The organism is Burkholderia cepacia complex sp. TUM26381 (assembly GCF_057439935.1).
The window spans coordinates 1390403-1405396 of record NZ_CM172006.1 but is presented as its reverse complement, the minus strand read 5'-3'; the positions used below and the strand labels follow the sequence as shown (position 1 = coordinate 1405396).

Below are 14994 nucleotides of genomic sequence, written 5' to 3'. Positions count from 1 at the left end.
GTTATGTGGCACGACCGTGTCCTTTCAATGACGTGTCGCCGAAATGACTTTAGCAGAAAGCTTGCGAAACCGTATGATCAATCCCTTCAAACCAATTCAGCCGGGCTTCACACCAGTTCGGGCGTCAATACCGCCCGCAAAACGGCCTGCCGGCTGCCGTCGCGCGTGCGGCTTGCGAGCCACACAATTCCGCCCTTCCTGACGCTCCAGCTGTCGTCGCCGCCGGCGATCAGCTGCGCGGCGACGCTGCCGAGCGTCGGCTGGTGTCCGACGATCACGACCGTCGGTGCGATCCCCTCCGGCCAGCCGGCCGCCGCCAGCACGTCGTCGACGCTGCCGCCCGGGGCGAGCGCGTCGACGGTCCGGTACTGGTCGGTCAGCGCCTCGACCGTCTGCACGGTGCGGGCCGCCGGGCTCGCGAGGATCACGCTGTTCGTTTCGAGCCGGCCGCGCAGCCATTTGGCCATCGCCTGCGCGTCCTTGCGGCCACGGACGGTCAGCTGGCGCGCGAGATCGCTCGTCGCGTAGTCTTCGGCTTCGGCATGGCGCCACAGGATCAGGTTCATCATGATGTTCTCCTTGCTTCGGCGAGCGGCCGCGCGCCGATGCGCACGGGCCGGCCGATCATCCGGTGGATTGTCGCAAATTGCGGCCAAATCGCGGCCGGTTCGCCGCCGCGGCATTTACCCGCAGACGGTGATTGACCGAATCGGATATGTACCGATATAATCTTTGGCTCGTCGGAGCGTAGCGCAGCCTGGTAGCGCATCTGATTTGGGATCAGAGGGTCGTAGGTTCGAATCCTATCGCTCCGACCAAGGAATCAAGGGGTTACGGTTAAACACCGTAGCCCCTTTTCCGTTTCTGGGCCCTGAACCACCCGCACGGATTCCCGGCTCGCGCACTTCAATTCATTGTAGGGATTCATTGGGGCGCCGACGCGACAACGCACGCGCCTCTGCCCGCAACCCGCGCGCGGCACTTTCGGGAACACGCGATAATGCGCGTGAACAACCCGCACCCGCGCATGAAAAACAACATTCTCAAGACCGCCCTCTGCGCGTCGCTGCTCGCGCTGGCGACCGCCGGCCACGCGTCGGCCAAGGCGCTCGACGATGCGCTCGACTGCCATTCGACCGGCCACAAGTTCGTCGCGCCGCTGCTCGCCGCCGGCGACATCCAGTCGGAGCCGATGCACGTCGAATCGAATTCCGTGAACGCGTTCCGCACGAACCGCTCGCTGACCGCATACGGTTTCGGCGTCTATGTCGTGCTGGGCTATCAGGCGAACGACCCGATCTTCCGCCCGGGCGACGGCACGCCGATTGGCGACTGGGCCTACGGCGTCGTGGTGCGCGGCACGAAGAGTTCGGTGGAAGAAGCCGTGCGCAAGGCCGGCAGCGACGCGACCGTCAAGCAGGCGTTCCCGTTCCTGACCGCGATCGTCTGCTCGTCGGATTGAGCGCGCCGTCAGGACGGCCGTGCGGCACGCCTGAGGGCGCCGCCACCACCCTTCCGTTCAACGGCCTCGCGGCCCTGCAATCGGCCCGTTACGCGCCCGTGTACACCACGCGATACGGGATACCGACCTTCTCCCACTCCGCCGCCTCCTGGCTGAGGCTGTAGTCGGTCAGCGGGTTCTGCTCGACCCATGCGCTCGGCAAACGCACTTCATACCCGCCCTTCTTCATCTGCGAAACGGAAATGTCGGGCAGCCCCGCATCGGTCCGGCGCCGGCACAGCAGCGCCGCGAGCCGCAGGCAGAACAGCAGCGGCCACTCGACCTCGCGCGCCTGCGACAGCTTGCCGAGCTTGCCTGCATGACCGAGCACGAGCGCGGCGAGCCGCGCCTGGTCGGTACGCGAAAAACCCGGCATGTCCGCGTTGCTCGCGATATAGGCAGAATGCTTGTGATACGCGCTGTGCGAGATCGACAGGCCGATCTCGTGCAATGCGGCCGCCCAGCCGATGAACATCCGCCCTTCCTCGCGCGCCTCGTCGTCTTCCTCGAGCTCGTCGTAGAAACGCCCCGCGAGCGCGCCGATCCGCTCGGCCTGCGCACGATCGACGCCGTAGCGGCGCGTGAAGCCCTCGACGGTTACGGCGCGCATGTCTTCGTGCTGCGTCCGGCCGAGCAGGTCGTATAGCACGCCGAGGCGCAGCGCGCCGTCGGTCGTATCGACATAGTCGACGCCGAGTTCCTCGAACACCGCGAGCATGATCGCGAGGCCGCCCGCGAGCACCGGCACGCGATCGGGCTTCAGCGCGATCAGCTTCAGCCGGTTGACGTTCTCCGACTTGATCAGCGCACGCTTCAGGCGCTCGAGGCCGCCGCGCGAAATGCCGTGCGTGATGCCCGGATCGTTGAAGCCGTTCGCCTCGACGAGTTCCGCGAGCGCACGCGCGGTGCCGGACGAACCGATCGCCTGGTCCCACCCCGCCTTCTTGTACTCGCTCGAAATGATCTGGATCTCGCGCTTGGCCGCGAGTTCGGCCTGCCGCATCGTGTATTCGTCGACGTTGCCGGCCGGAAAGAACGTGCGGCTGTGGCTCACGCAGCCGATATACAGACTCTCCATCACGATCGGCGTGTAGTGCGAGCCGATGATGAATTCGGTCGAGCCGCCGCCGATGTCGACGACGAGCCGCTTGCCGGCGCTCGCCGGCACCGAGTGCGCGGCGCCCGCATAAATCAGCCGCGCTTCTTCGCGGCCCGCGATCACTTCGATCGGGAACCCGAGTGCCGATTCGGCCTCGCCGAGAAATTCGCCCGCGTTTTTCGCGACGCGCAGCGTATTGGTCGCCACCGCGCGCACGTGGTCGGGATGGAAATCGCGCAGGCGCTCGCCGAACCGCTTGAGCGCCTCCCAGCCACGCTCCTGCGACGCGCGATCGAGCATCTTGTCGCTCGACAGGCCCGCGGCCAGCCGAACGGGCTCGCGCAGCGCGTCGACGGGATAGATCTGGCTGCCCGCCGGCGTTTCCTCGACGCGGCCGACGATCAGCCGGAAGCTGTTCGAGCCGAGATCCACGGCAGCCAGCAAGTGGGGAGTTGTAACCATCAGAAGGGGGCTCCGTGCGCGTTCACCCGCGGCAGCCGGACCGGCAGCCCAGGGCGATCAATCAAAGGCGACATTTTAAGCGTGGAACGCTTGCCGTTGCCACGCTTCACGGGCATGCACACTGCTTGATTCCATATCGCCGAAACATTTATGAGACGAAAGGGTTACAGCGTAGAATTTGCCGATATAAAACCATTATTGTCATCAGCACGTCATCGTACCGTGAGAGTTTCCGAGCGTCCTTTCGAATCATCGCCTGAATCACCCCCTACTCTGCCGATGTCCGTCCGTTACCCGCTTCTCAATCGTGAACTCGGCATCCTCGGTTTCAACGAGCGCGTGCTGGCCCAAGCGGCCGATCCTCAAGTCCCGTTGCTCGAGCGCCTCCGCTTCATCTGCATCACCAGCAGCAACCTCGACGAATTCTTCGAAGTCCGCATGGCCGGCCTTCAGGAGCAGATCCGCGACAACCCCGGCGCGCTGACGCCCGACGGCATGTCGTTACAGCATGCTTACGACCTCGTCGTCGAACGCGCGCAGCGGCTCGTCCATCGACAGTACACGATGCTGCACGAAACCGTGCTGCCCGCGCTCGAACAGGAAGGCATCTACTTCCACGCGAGCGACACGTGGAACGACGAGCAGCTCGAATGGGCGCGGCACTACTTCCTCGACGAGCTGCTGCCCGTACTGACGCCGATCGGCCTCGATCCGGCCCACCCGTTCCCGCGCGTGCTGAACAAGAGCCTGAACTTCGTCGTCGAGCTCGAAGGCCGCGACGCGTTCGGCCGCCAGGCCGTGATGGGCATCGTGCAGGCGCCGCGCGCGCTGCCGCGCGTCGTGCGCATGCCGCATGCGCTGTCGGGTTTCGAGCACGGCTTCGTGCTGCTGAGCTCGTTCATGCAGCGCTTCGTCGGCGAACTCTTCCCGCAACTCGTCGTGAAGAGCTGCAACCAGTTCCGCATCACGCGCAACAGCGAGCTGTTCGTCGACGAAGACGAAATCACGAACCTGCGCGTCGCGCTGCAGGGCGAATTGCCCGCGCGCCACCTCGGCAACGCGGTGCGCCTCGAAGTGTCGGCCGACACGCCGCCGCATATCGTGCGGCGCCTGCTCGAGGAAAGCGAGCTCGGCGACAAGGACTGCTATCGCGTGGCCGGGTCCGTGAACCTCGTGCGGCTGATGCAGATTCCCGATCTCGTCGACCGCCCCGACCTGAAGTTCACGCCGTTCACCGCGTCGATTCCGGCCGCGGTCACGAACGCGCCGACGATGTTCGACGCGATCGACAACGGCGACGTCCTGCTGCACCACCCGTACGAGAGCTTCCAGCCCGTGCTCGAACTGCTGCAGCAGGCCGCGAAAGACCCGAGCGTCGTCGCGATCAAGCAGACGATCTACCGCACCGGCACCGACTCGCCGCTGATGGACGCGCTGATGGAAGCCGCGCGCAACGGCAAGGAAGTGACCGTCGTCGTCGAGCTGCTCGCGCGCTTCGACGAGGAAACCAACATCAACTGGGCGTCGCAGCTCGAAGCCGTCGGCGCGCATGTCGTGTACGGCGTGGTCGGCCACAAGTGCCACGCGAAGATGATGCTGATCGTGCGGCGCGTCGTTCAGGCCGGCAAGGCGTCGCTGCGCCGCTACGTGCACCTCGGCACCGGCAACTACCATCCGCGCACCGCACGCCTCTACACCGACTTCGGGCTGATGACGGCCGACCAGAAGATCTGCGAGGACGTCCATCACGTGTTCCAGCAACTGACGGGGATCGGCGGCGAGCTCACGCTGCACGAGCTGTGGCAGTCGCCGTTCACGCTGCATCCGCGCATCATCGACGCGATCCGCGTGGAGATCGACAATGCGCGCGCCGGCAAGCGCGCGCGCGTCGTCGCGAAGATGAACGCGCTGCTGGAGCCGTCGGTGATCGCCGCGCTGTACGAAGCGTCGCAGGCCGGCGTCAAGGTCGACCTGATCGTGCGCGGCGTCTGCGCGCTGAAGCCCGGCGTGCCGGGGCTGTCGGAAAACATCACGGTGCGCTCGATCGTCGGCCGTTTCCTCGAGCACCACCGGATCTACTACTTCCACGCGGGCGGCGCCGAAGACGTCTATCTGTCGAGTGCCGACTGGATGGACCGCAACCTGTTCCGCCGCGTCGAAGTCGCATTCCCGATCCGCGAGCGCAAGCTCAAGCGGCGCGTGATCGCCGAAGGGCTGTCGGTGTGCCTCGGCGACAACCAGTCGGCGTGGCAGATGCACAGCGACGGCCACTACCGCCGCCGCCGCGCCGGCAAGACGATCCGCAACGCGCAACTCGGGCTGCTCGCGAAATTCTGCTCGTAATGCGGCCGCGGCGCGCCGGTCGCGCGCCGCACGGCCATCGAAAAAAAAGCGCAGCCCGCGGGCTGCGCTTTTTTGTTGACCGGACATGCCGCTACGCAATCATGCTTCGTAAGCCGCCGGCCGGATCGCGATGATGCGCGAACCGGGGAACCGCGCGGTGAACGTACTGCCGCGTCCTTCCTCGCTCTGCACGTACAGATGCGCGTCGTGCCGCTGCAGCACGTGCTTGACGATCGCGAGCCCGAGGCCCGTGCCGCCCGTATCGCGCGAGCGGCTGCGATCGACACGGTAGAAGCGCTCGGTGAGCCGCGGCAGGTCGGCGGCCGGAATCCCGAAGCCGCTGTCCGTGACGGAAAACACGCCCTGCGCGCCCTCGCGCCGCCACGTGACGACGATCTTGCCGCCGTCCGGCGTATAACGGATCGCGTTCGTGACGAGATTCGCGAACGCGCTGAACAACTCCGTCTGCGCACCCGTGACGCCGAGCGTCTCGTCGATCGAGAACGCGATGTCGTGATGCCCGTTCGACAGCGTCTGCGCGTCCTCCTTCAGATGATCGAACACGGCGCGCATGTCGATCGCGCGATCGAGCGGCGGCTTGCTCTCGCCTTCCAGCTTCGCGAGCACCAGCAGGTCGGTCACGATGTGCCGCATCCGCGACGCCTGCTGCTCCATCATGTCGAGATAGCGCGCGCGGTCTTCCTCGTTCAGCGGCAGTTCGCGCATCGTCTCGAGGAAGCCCGACAGCACGGTGAGCGGTGTCTTCAGCTCGTGCGACACGTTCGCGACGAAGTCGCGCCGCATCGCGTCGGTCCGCTCGAGCTCGGTGATGTCCTGCGTGAGCAGCAGCTTGCGGTTCTCGCCGTACGGGAACACCTGCACGGCCAGCACGTTCTGTCGCGAATCGCCCATGCCGCGCATCAAGAGCGTCTCGTCGTAATGCTGCGCATTCAGGTAGCGGACGAAATCGGGATGGCGCACCAGGTTCGTGATGTGCTGGCGCAGGTCGCGCTTCGCATCGAGGCCGAAATGAACCTCGGCGATCGCGTTGCACCACTCGATCTGGTCGTGGTCGTCGAGCATCGCGACGCCGTTCGGCGACGCCTGGATCGCCTGGATGAAGCGCGAATGCTGCTGTTCGACCTGCCGCACCTGCGCATGCCACTGCTTCGCGAGCTTGTGCAGGCGATAGTAGATCTCGCCCCAGATGCCCGGCGCACTCGGCACTTCGCCGTAGACCGGCGCGTCGAGCAGGCGCCACAGACGCTGCGTATGGAAGGTGCTGAAAAAGCCCTGCGCGATCAGCATCACGACCACGAACACGAGGCCCGCGGTCGGGCCGGCGAAGACGCCGACCAATACGCCGATCAGCACGAGCAGCACGAGCGACACCAGAAAGCGCGCCCAGATGATGTTCATGATTCAGCGTCCGAAAGAATGAACGGCATGCCGCGGCACACGGCATGTCCGGATACGTTACGCGTGCTTGGCGAGCCGGTAGCCGCTGCCGCGCACGGTCTCGATCATCGCATCGCAACCGGCCGGTTTCAAGGCCGCGCGCAATCGTTTGATGTGCACGTCGACGGTACGCTCCTCGACGAACACGTGGTCGCCCCACACCTGGTCGAGCAGTTGCGTGCGGCTGTGCACGCGTTCCGGATGCGTCATGAAGAAATGCAGCAGGCGGAACTCGGTCGGACCGAGATCGAGCTTGATCTCGCTGCCGTCGCCGTGCGCGGCGACGCGATGCGTGGCCGGGTCGAGACGCAGGCCGTTGATCGACACGACGTCCTCGGTCAGCTGCGGCGCGCGGCGGCGCAGCACGGCCTTGATCCGCGCCATCAGCTCCTTCGGCGAGAACGGCTTCGTCACGTAGTCGTCCGCGCCGATTTCGAGGCCGAGCACCTTGTCCTGCTCGTCGCCGCGAGCAGTCAGCATGATGATCGGAATGTGTTTGGTCCGTTCGTTGTTGCGCAGGTCGCGCGCGAACGCGATACCGGACTTGCCCGGCAGCATCCAGTCGAGCAGCACGAGATCGGGCAGCACATCGCTGATCAGGTTCTGCGCCTGTTCGGCGTTGTACGCACGGATCGGGCAGTGACCGGCGTGCTGGAGATTCACCGAGATCAGTTCGGAAATCGCGGGCTCATCTTCAACGACGAGAATGTTGCTGGGCATCGGCACCTCTTTTTTCCTGTGCTGGGTCGTGTTAACTATTGGCTTCACGGTCGAGCGTGTCGCGCGGCTGGTGCCGCACGTCCGTGCCCTTCACGATGTAGATGATGAATTCGGCGATGTTCTTCGCGTGGTCGCCGATCCGCTCGATCGCCTTCGCGATGAACAGGTACTCGAGACCGACCGAGATCGTGCGCGGATCTTCCTGCATGTACGACACGAGCTTGCGCACGAACGCGCGAAATTCGAGGTCGATCTCCTTGTCGTCCTTGACGATCTGCGCGGCCGCGACCGTGTCGAGGCGTGCAAACGCGTCGAGCGCGCGGCGCAGGATCGTCACGGCCATCTCGCCCGACACCTTGATCTCGGCGATGTTGACCGTGCGCGCGGCCGGCTCGTCGACCAGGCGGCGCACGCGCTTCGCAATTTTCTCGGCTTCGTCGCCGGCGCGCTCGAGGTTCGTAATCGTTTTCGAAATCGACATCAAAAGGCGCAGGTCACGCGCAGCAGGCTGCCTCCGCGCGATGATGTTGCCGCACTCCTGGTCGATGTCGACTTCCATCGTATTCAGGATCTCTTCGTTCGCGATCACCTTCTCGGCGGCATCGCGGTCGAATTCGTTCAGCGCGTGCATCGCGCCGACGATCTGCGACTCGACGAGCCCGCCCATTTCCAGCACCTTCGACGACACGGCATTCAGGTCCGCGTCGAACTGGCTCGACAGATGTTTATCCGACATGGCTGTTGTTCTCCGTCATCAGCCGAAACGGCCGGTGATGTAGTCTTCCGTTTCCTTGCGTACCGGCTTGATGAAGATCTTTTCGGTTTCGCCGAACTCGATCAGTTCGCCCAGGTACATGTAGGCCGTGTAATCCGAGCAGCGTGCGGCCTGCTGCATGTTGTGCGTGACGATCACGACCGTGTAGTCGCTCTTCAGCTCCGCGATCAGCTCTTCGATGCGGCCCGTCGAGATCGGGTCGAGTGCCGAGCACGGCTCGTCGAGCAGCAACACTTCCGGACGGATTGCAATGCCGCGCGCGATGCACAGACGCTGTTGCTGGCCGCCCGACAGGCCGTAGCCGCTCTGGCCCAGCTTGTCCTTCACTTCGTTCCACAGCGCGGCCTTCGTGAGCGCCCACTCGACGCGATCGTCCATTTCCGAACGCGTGAGCTTTTCGAACATCTTCACGCCGAACGCGATGTTGTCGTAGATCGACATCGGGAACGGGGTCGGCTTCTGGAACACCATGCCGATGCGCGCGCGCAGCAGCGAGATGTCGCGCTTCGTCGTCAGCAGGTTCTCGCCGTCCATCAGGATTTCGCCTTCGGCGCGCTGCTCCGGATAGAGCGCGAACATCTTGTTGAACGTGCGCAGCAGCGTCGACTTGCCGCAACCCGACGGACCGATGAACGCGGTCACCTTGCCGTCCGGAATGCGCAGGTTGATGTTCTTCAGCGCATGGAACTTGTTGTAGAAGAAGTTGAGGTTGTTGACCTCGATCTTCGCGTTCAGCGGCGCGAGCGGGCGATCGTTCGCCGCGTCATGCGTGCCGGCGGGCGCAGCGGTGCGCTCGACGGGATTCAGGTGGCTCTCTGCCATATTCATCGGATTGCTCCGCCGTTACTTTTTCGAGAAGATCGAGCGCGCCAGGACGTTGAGTCCGAGCACCCCGAGCGTAATCAGGAACACGCCCGCCCATGCGAGCGACTGCCATTCTGCGAACGGGCTCATCGCGAACTTGTAGATCGTGACGGGCAGGTTCGCCATCGGCTGGCTCATGTCCCACGAGAAGAACTGGTTCGACAGGGCCGTGAACAGCAGCGGCGCCGTTTCGCCGGCAATCCGTGCGACCGCGAGCAGCACGCCCGTCACGATCCCGCCGACCGATGCGCGCAGCGTAATCTTCAGCACCATGCGCCACTTCGGCGTACCGAGCGCGAAGGCCGCTTCGCGCAGCGCGTTCGGCACGAGCTTCAGCATGTTCTCGGTCGTGCGGATCACGATCGGAATCTGCAGCAGCGCGAGCGCGATCACGCCGGCCCAGCCCGAGAAGCGCCCCGACTTCGCGACGACGATCGCGTACACGAACAGGCCGATGACGATCGACGGCGCCGACAGCAGGATGTCGTTGATGAAGCGGATCGTGCTTGCCAGCAGGTTCTTCTGGCCGTATTCGGCGAGATAGACGCCCGCGAGGATGCCGATCGGCGTGCCGACCAGCGTGCCGAAACCGCACAGCAGCAGGCTGCCGACGATCGCGTTCGCGAGACCGCCGCCTTCCGTGTTCGGTGCCGGCGTCGATTCGGTGAACAGCTGCAGCGACAGACCGCCGATACCGAGGTGGATCGTCGTGTAGAGAATCCACACGAGCCACAGCAGGCCGAATGCCATCGCACCGAGCGCCGCCGCGAGCGCGATCGCGTTGACGGCCTTGCGCTTGCGCTGCAGGCGGTTGCGCATCGCTTCGAGCACGGCGCCGTCGGCCCCCGGGAAATTCATGATGGGCTCGCTCATTTCTTGCCCTCTCCCTTCTCGAGACGAAGCAACAGCAGTTTGGAGATGGACAGCACGATGAACGTGATCACGAACAGGATCAGGCCCAGTTCCATCAGCGCGGACGTATGCAGGCCCGGTTGCGCTTCGGCGAATTCGTTCGCGAGCGCCGACGTGATGCTGTTGCCCGGCGCGAACAGCGACACGCTGTCGAGCAGGTTCGTGTTGCCGATCACGAAGGTCACGGCCATCGTCTCGCCGAGCGCGCGGCCGAGGCCGAGCATCACGCCGCCGATCACGCCGGTCTTCGTATAGGGCAGCACGACCTTCCACATCACTTCCCAGGTCGTGCAGCCGATCCCGTACGCCGATTCCTTCAGCAGCACGGGCGTGACCTCGAACACGTCGCGCATCACCGACGCGATGTAAGGGATGATCATGATCGCGAGGATCACGCCGGCCGCGAGGATGCCGATGCCGATCGGCGGGCCGGACGTGAGCGGACCGAGCACCCAGACGTCCTTGAACAGGCGGCCGAGCGGCTTCTGGAAGTATTCGGCGAAGATCGGCGCGAACACGAGCAGGCCCCACATGCCGTACACGATCGACGGAATCGCGGCGAGCAGCTCGATCGCGATGCCGAGCGGACGGCGCAGCCAGACGGGCGACAATTCGGTGAGGAACAGTGCGATGCCGAAGCTGACCGGCACCGCGATGACGAGCGCAATGACCGACGTCACGATCGTGCCGTAGATCGGCACGAGTGCGCCGTAGACGTCCGAGTTGGGATCCCACTCGGATTGCCACAGGAAGCCGAGGCCGAACTTCTGGATGGTCGGCATCGACGCAATGATCAGGGAAACGATGATCCCGCCCAGCAGCAGCAGGGTCACGATCGCGGCGAGCCGAGCGAGGCCGCCGAACAGGACATCCCCGAGACGGCTCGGCGCGTGCTGCGCACCGTCGGGCGATCGGGAGGACGTGTAGGAAATATCAGACATGGGTGCCTGCTTTTGATTGCCGGGCGCCATAACGCCCGGCTTTACCGCACACACTGCCCGACCGGCACGGCCGGGCAGCGAACCGCTGCATTGCTTACTCGGCGGCGACCGGCTTGCCTGAAGCGTCCGTCACCTTCGCCTTCCACTGCTTGCGGATTTCCGTCTCGACAGCCGACGGCAGCGAGATGTAATCGAGGCTGTCAGCAGCCTTCTCGCCATTCTTGAACGCCCAGCTGAAGAACTTCAGCGTTTCGGCGCCCTGCTCCGGCTTTTCCTGCTTCGCGTGCAGCAGCACGAACGTCGCGCCGACGACCGGCCATGCTTCCTTGCCCGGCTGGTTCGTCAGGATCTGGTAGAACGACTTCGACCAGTTCGCGCCTGCAGCAGCGGCCTTGAACGTTTCCGTCTTCGGCTCGACCACCGTGCCCGTCGAGTTCTTCAGGGCCGTGTAGACCATGTTGTTCTTCTTCGCGTACGCCCATTCGACGTAGCCGATCGCGCCCGGCAGGCGCTGCACGAAGGCTGCGACGCCGTCGTTGCCCTTGCCGCCCGTGCCCGTCGGCCAGTTGACCGTCGTGCCTTCGCCGATCTTCGACTTCCACTCGTCGTTGACCTTCGACAGGTAGTTCGTCCAGATGAAGCTCGTGCCCGAACCGTCAGCGCGGCGAACCACGGCGATGTCCGTATCCGGCAGCTTGACCTTCGGGTTCAGCGCGGCGATCGCCGGGTCGTTCCACTTCTTGATCTTGCCGAGGTAGATGTCGCCGAGCACCGGGCCCGACAGCGTCAGTTCGCCGGCCTTCAGGCCCGGCACGTTGACGACCGGCACCACGCCGCCGACCACCGTCGGGAACTGGAACAGGCCTTCCTTCGCGAGCTCGTCATCCTTCAGCGGAGCGTCCGAACCGGCAAAATCGACCGTCTTCGCGACGATCTGCTTCAGGCCGCCCGACGAGCCGATACCTTGGTAGTTGACCTTCGAACCGCCGGACTGCTGGTAGTCGGCAGCCCATTTCGTATAGATCGGCATCGCGAACGTGCTGCCTGCGCCCGTGATGTCGGCAGCGTGGGCGGCGACGGCGAAAAGCGCGCCAGCCAGGCCGGCAATCGCGGTTTGCATCAATTTCATGAGACCTCCAGTGTGTGAGCGGATGACTACGGCACCGCGAAGGTTAGGGGCTGCTCATGACGGTAATGTGACAATCGATGAAACTGGCGTGACAGTAACATGACTGGTTGAAAGGGAGTAGCGGGCGCTGCGCGGGCGCTGTCTGGACGGCGGCGAAGCGGCAATGGCGGCAAGAATTGCCTGCCCGGGAAGGACGTCGCGGGCACCCGTTTCGCGGGTGCGCCGGCGGATCGTAGCGCAGCGTCGGCAGCGCGGGAAGCCCCCGCCGGCAGCGGCCGGAGATTCGGGGTCGGAGTATTTATCTGGTCGAACGAATGCGTGCGTGGAAACACGCTTCTATTAATATCGCAAACCTTTGCGTCTGACGAAATGACGGCGCCTCGAGGGCGCCGCTTGCCGTCTCGCGAGATGCCGGTGCGCGGGCGGCAACCCCACCCCGCACCGGCAACCTGCTTCAGGTTGTCGCAGCGCGCACCGCGTCCGCGATCGTCTCTGCGTGGCGCACCGCATCGGCGGCCTGCTGCGCTTCGACCATCACGCGCAGCACGGGCTCCGTGCCCGAGGCGCGGATCAGCACGCGGCCGCTGCCGGCGAGCGCGGCTTCGGCTGCATCGATCGCCGCGCGAATCGATGCGCTGCCCTTCCAGTCGGCACCCGGCTTCATCCGCACGTTGATCAGCTTCTGCGGGAACAGCGTGACGCCGTCGAGCATCTGCGCGAGCGTGCGGCCGCTGCGCTTCAGCGCGGCCAGCACGAGCAGCGCCGACACGATGCCGTCGCCGGTCGAGTGCCGGTCGAGCGACAGGATGTGCCCCGACCCTTCCGCGCCGAGCTGCCAGCCGTGCTCGCGCAACTGCTCGAGCACGTAGCGGTCGCCGACCGCCGCACGGACGAACTTCACGCCCTCGCGCTGCAGCGCGACTTCGACGGCGAGGTTCGTCATCAGCGTGCCGACCGCGCCGTCGACCTTGCCGTCGGTCGCGATCCGGTCCTTCACCAGCACGTAGAGCAGCTCGTCGCCGTTGTACAGGCGCCCTGCCGCGTCGACGACCTGCAGGCGGTCCGCATCGCCGTCGAGCGCAATGCCGAGATCGGCGTGGTTCGCGCGCACCGCACGCACCAGCGCGTCCGGCGCGGTCGCCCCGACGCCGTCGTTGATGTTGAAGCCGTTCGGCGCGACGCCGATCGGGATGACATCCGCGCCGAGTTCGTGGAACACGTGCGGCGCGATCTGGTACGCGGCGCCGTGCGCGCAATCGATCACGAGCTTCAGCCCGCGCAGGTCGAACGCGGCCGGGAACGTGCTCTTGCAGAACTCGATGTAGCGTCCGGCTGCGTCGTCGAGGCGGCGCGCCTTGCCGAGACCGTCGGACGACGCGCATTCGAGCGGCTTGTCGAGCCACGCTTCGATCGCGGCTTCGGTGTCGTCGGGCAGTTTGTTGCCGTCAGCCGAGAAAAACTTGATTCCGTTGTCGTGATACGGGTTGTGCGACGCGCTGATCACGACGCCGGCCGACAGGCGCAGCGCGCGCGTCAGATAGGCGACGCCCGGCGTCGGCATCGGGCCGGCCAGCATCACGTCGACGCCGGCCGCCGAGAACCCGGCCTCGAGTGCGGCTTCGAGCATGTAGCCCGACACCCGCGTGTCCTTGCCGATCAGCACGGTCGGACGCGAGCCTGCCGCGACGTCGGCCGAGCCGGCCAGTACCTTGCCGGCCGCATAGCCGAGGCGCAATACGAAATCCGGCGTGATGGGCGCGTCGCCCACCGTGCCGCGAATGCCGTCCGTGCCGAAATATCGACGTCCCATGGGGTCCTTCCTCCTTCGTTTTCTGACTTATCGTTGCCGCGCGGCTTCGCGCACGGCATTCCAGACTTTCAGTGCATCGACCGTCGCCGCGACGTCGTGCACGCGCACGATCGCGGCGCCACGCGCGACCGCGCACAATGCGGCCGCGATACTCGCCGCGACGCGCTCCAGCGGCGGCTTGCCGCCAATCACCGCGCCGAGCATCGACTTGCGCGACATGCCCGCGAGTATCGGATACGCGCGCCCGTCGGGCCGCGCAGGCGCCGTGTCCGGCAACGCGGCCAGCAGCGCATAGTTGTCGTCGACCACTGCCTTGCCGAACCCGAAGCCGGGATCGACGCAGATCCGCTCCGCCGCCACCCCTGCATCGCGCAGCGCCTGCGCGCGCTCGGCGAGAAAGTCGCGCACGTCGGTCACGACGTCGCCGTAGTCGGGTTCGCCGATCTGCATCGTCTGCGGCTCGCCGAGCATGTGCATCGCGCACAGCCCGCTGTTGCCGTCGCGCACGGCGTCGATCGCGCCCGGCTGGCGGAACCCCCAGATGTCGTTGATCAGGTCCGCGCCGGCGGCCAGCGCCGCGCGCATCACGGCCGGCTTGTAGGTGTCGATCGACAGCGGCACGTTCAGCGGTCGCAGCGCCTCGACGAGCGGGATCACGCGCGCGAGCTCCTCGTCGAGCGGCACGGGCGGCGCGCCGGGGCGCGTCGATTCACCGCCGATGTCGAGGAGGTCCGCACCTTCGGCAATCATCCGCTCGGCCTGGCGCAACGCATCGTCGCGCGCAAGGAAGCGGCCGCCGTCGGAAAACGAATCGGGCGTAGCGTTGAGAATGCCCATCACGAGCGGGCGTTCGAACGTCAGCTCGAAGCGGCCGCACTGGAGTGGCGCGGGAATGGACGGGGACACTGCGGAATCGGACACGAGCGACTGGCGTGGATGAATGCAAAACGGGCCGGTGTGAAGCCACACCAGCCCGTGAA

13 protein-coding genes and 1 tRNA gene are annotated in these 14994 nt (G+C 65.5%); 3 read left to right on the top strand and 11 right to left on the bottom strand.

The annotated features are described in order from the left end of the window. Positions 1–107 precede the first annotated feature (107 nt). Entirely contained in the window at positions 108–569 is a 462-nt protein-coding gene (gene sixA, locus ACWMMN_RS06680) for a phosphohistidine phosphatase SixA (protein ID WP_174992063.1), read from the bottom strand. Between the two features lie 172 nt (positions 570–741). Here sixA and ACWMMN_RS06675 point away from each other — a divergent pair. Together ACWMMN_RS06675 and ACWMMN_RS06670 are read left to right on the top strand one after the other, a co-directional pair. Continuing rightward, positions 742–818: transfer RNA gene (locus ACWMMN_RS06675), tRNA-Pro, on the top strand. Between the two features lie 209 nt (positions 819–1027). Further along, a complete protein-coding gene (locus ACWMMN_RS06670) occupies positions 1028–1462 on the top strand; it encodes a hypothetical protein (RefSeq protein WP_059236827.1) in 435 nt (144 codons plus the stop codon). An 88-nt stretch (positions 1463–1550) separates the two neighbouring features. Here the strand turns inward: ACWMMN_RS06670 and ppx are convergent, their stop codons facing one another. After that, complete coding sequence (ppx, locus tag ACWMMN_RS06665) at positions 1551–3062, bottom strand: exopolyphosphatase (RefSeq protein WP_486423123.1); 1512 nt, start codon at positions 3060–3062, stop codon at positions 1551–1553. 279 nt (positions 3063–3341) lie between these two features. Between ppx and ppk1 the strand changes: the two genes are divergently transcribed. Next, entirely contained in the window at positions 3342–5405 is a 2064-nt protein-coding gene (gene ppk1 / locus ACWMMN_RS06660; RefSeq protein ID WP_059235001.1) for a polyphosphate kinase 1, read from the top strand. 99 nt (positions 5406–5504) lie between these two features. Here ppk1 and phoR read toward each other — a convergent pair whose 3' ends face one another. The 9 genes from phoR to folP all read right to left on the bottom strand — a co-directional run bounded on the left by phoR (position 5505) and on the right by folP (position 14935). After that, positions 5505–6824 (bottom strand): phosphate regulon sensor histidine kinase PhoR, encoded by a 1320-nt coding sequence (gene phoR, locus ACWMMN_RS06655; protein ID WP_059235003.1) that lies wholly within the window; start codon positions 6822–6824, stop codon positions 5505–5507. Positions 6825–6881: 57 nt separating this feature from the next. Continuing rightward, the gene (gene phoB, locus ACWMMN_RS06650) at positions 6882–7583 is read right to left on the bottom strand and encodes a phosphate regulon transcriptional regulator PhoB (protein ID WP_006750313.1); all 702 of its coding nucleotides are present in this window, start codon (positions 7581–7583) and stop codon (positions 6882–6884) included. A 31-nt stretch (positions 7584–7614) separates the two neighbouring features. Next, positions 7615–8319, bottom strand: coding sequence for a phosphate signaling complex protein PhoU (gene phoU / locus ACWMMN_RS06645; protein WP_059235005.1), 705 nt, complete (start codon positions 8317–8319; stop codon positions 7615–7617). 18 nt (positions 8320–8337) lie between these two features. After that, positions 8338–9186 carry a phosphate ABC transporter ATP-binding protein PstB gene (gene pstB / locus ACWMMN_RS06640; RefSeq protein WP_034186662.1) on the bottom strand — a complete coding sequence of 283 codons (849 nt, stop codon included), beginning with the start codon at positions 9184–9186 and terminating at the stop codon, positions 8338–8340. A 15-nt stretch (positions 9187–9201) separates the two neighbouring features. Further along, positions 9202–10095: a phosphate ABC transporter permease PstA gene (gene pstA / locus ACWMMN_RS06635; protein ID WP_059235007.1), complete on the bottom strand. Its 894-nt coding sequence runs from the start codon at positions 10093–10095 to the stop codon at positions 9202–9204. Next, positions 10092–11075, bottom strand: a complete 984-nt coding sequence (gene pstC / locus ACWMMN_RS06630) for a phosphate ABC transporter permease PstC (RefSeq protein WP_059235009.1) — start codon at positions 11073–11075, stop codon at positions 10092–10094. The genes pstA and pstC overlap by 4 nt, the downstream gene beginning before the upstream one ends. Before the next feature lie 94 nt (positions 11076–11169). Further along, entirely contained in the window at positions 11170–12204 is a 1035-nt protein-coding gene (gene pstS / locus ACWMMN_RS06625; protein WP_256085780.1) for a phosphate ABC transporter substrate-binding protein PstS, read from the bottom strand. Between the two features lie 454 nt (positions 12205–12658). Next, positions 12659–14014 carry a phosphoglucosamine mutase gene (glmM, locus tag ACWMMN_RS06620; protein ID WP_059235014.1) on the bottom strand — a complete coding sequence of 452 codons (1356 nt, stop codon included), beginning with the start codon at positions 14012–14014 and terminating at the stop codon, positions 12659–12661. Positions 14015–14041: 27 nt separating this feature from the next. After that, on the bottom strand, positions 14042–14935 hold the full coding sequence (gene folP, locus ACWMMN_RS06615; RefSeq protein WP_448007459.1) for a dihydropteroate synthase: 894 nt from the start codon (positions 14933–14935) through the stop codon (positions 14042–14044). Positions 14936–14994: the final 59 nt, after the last annotated feature.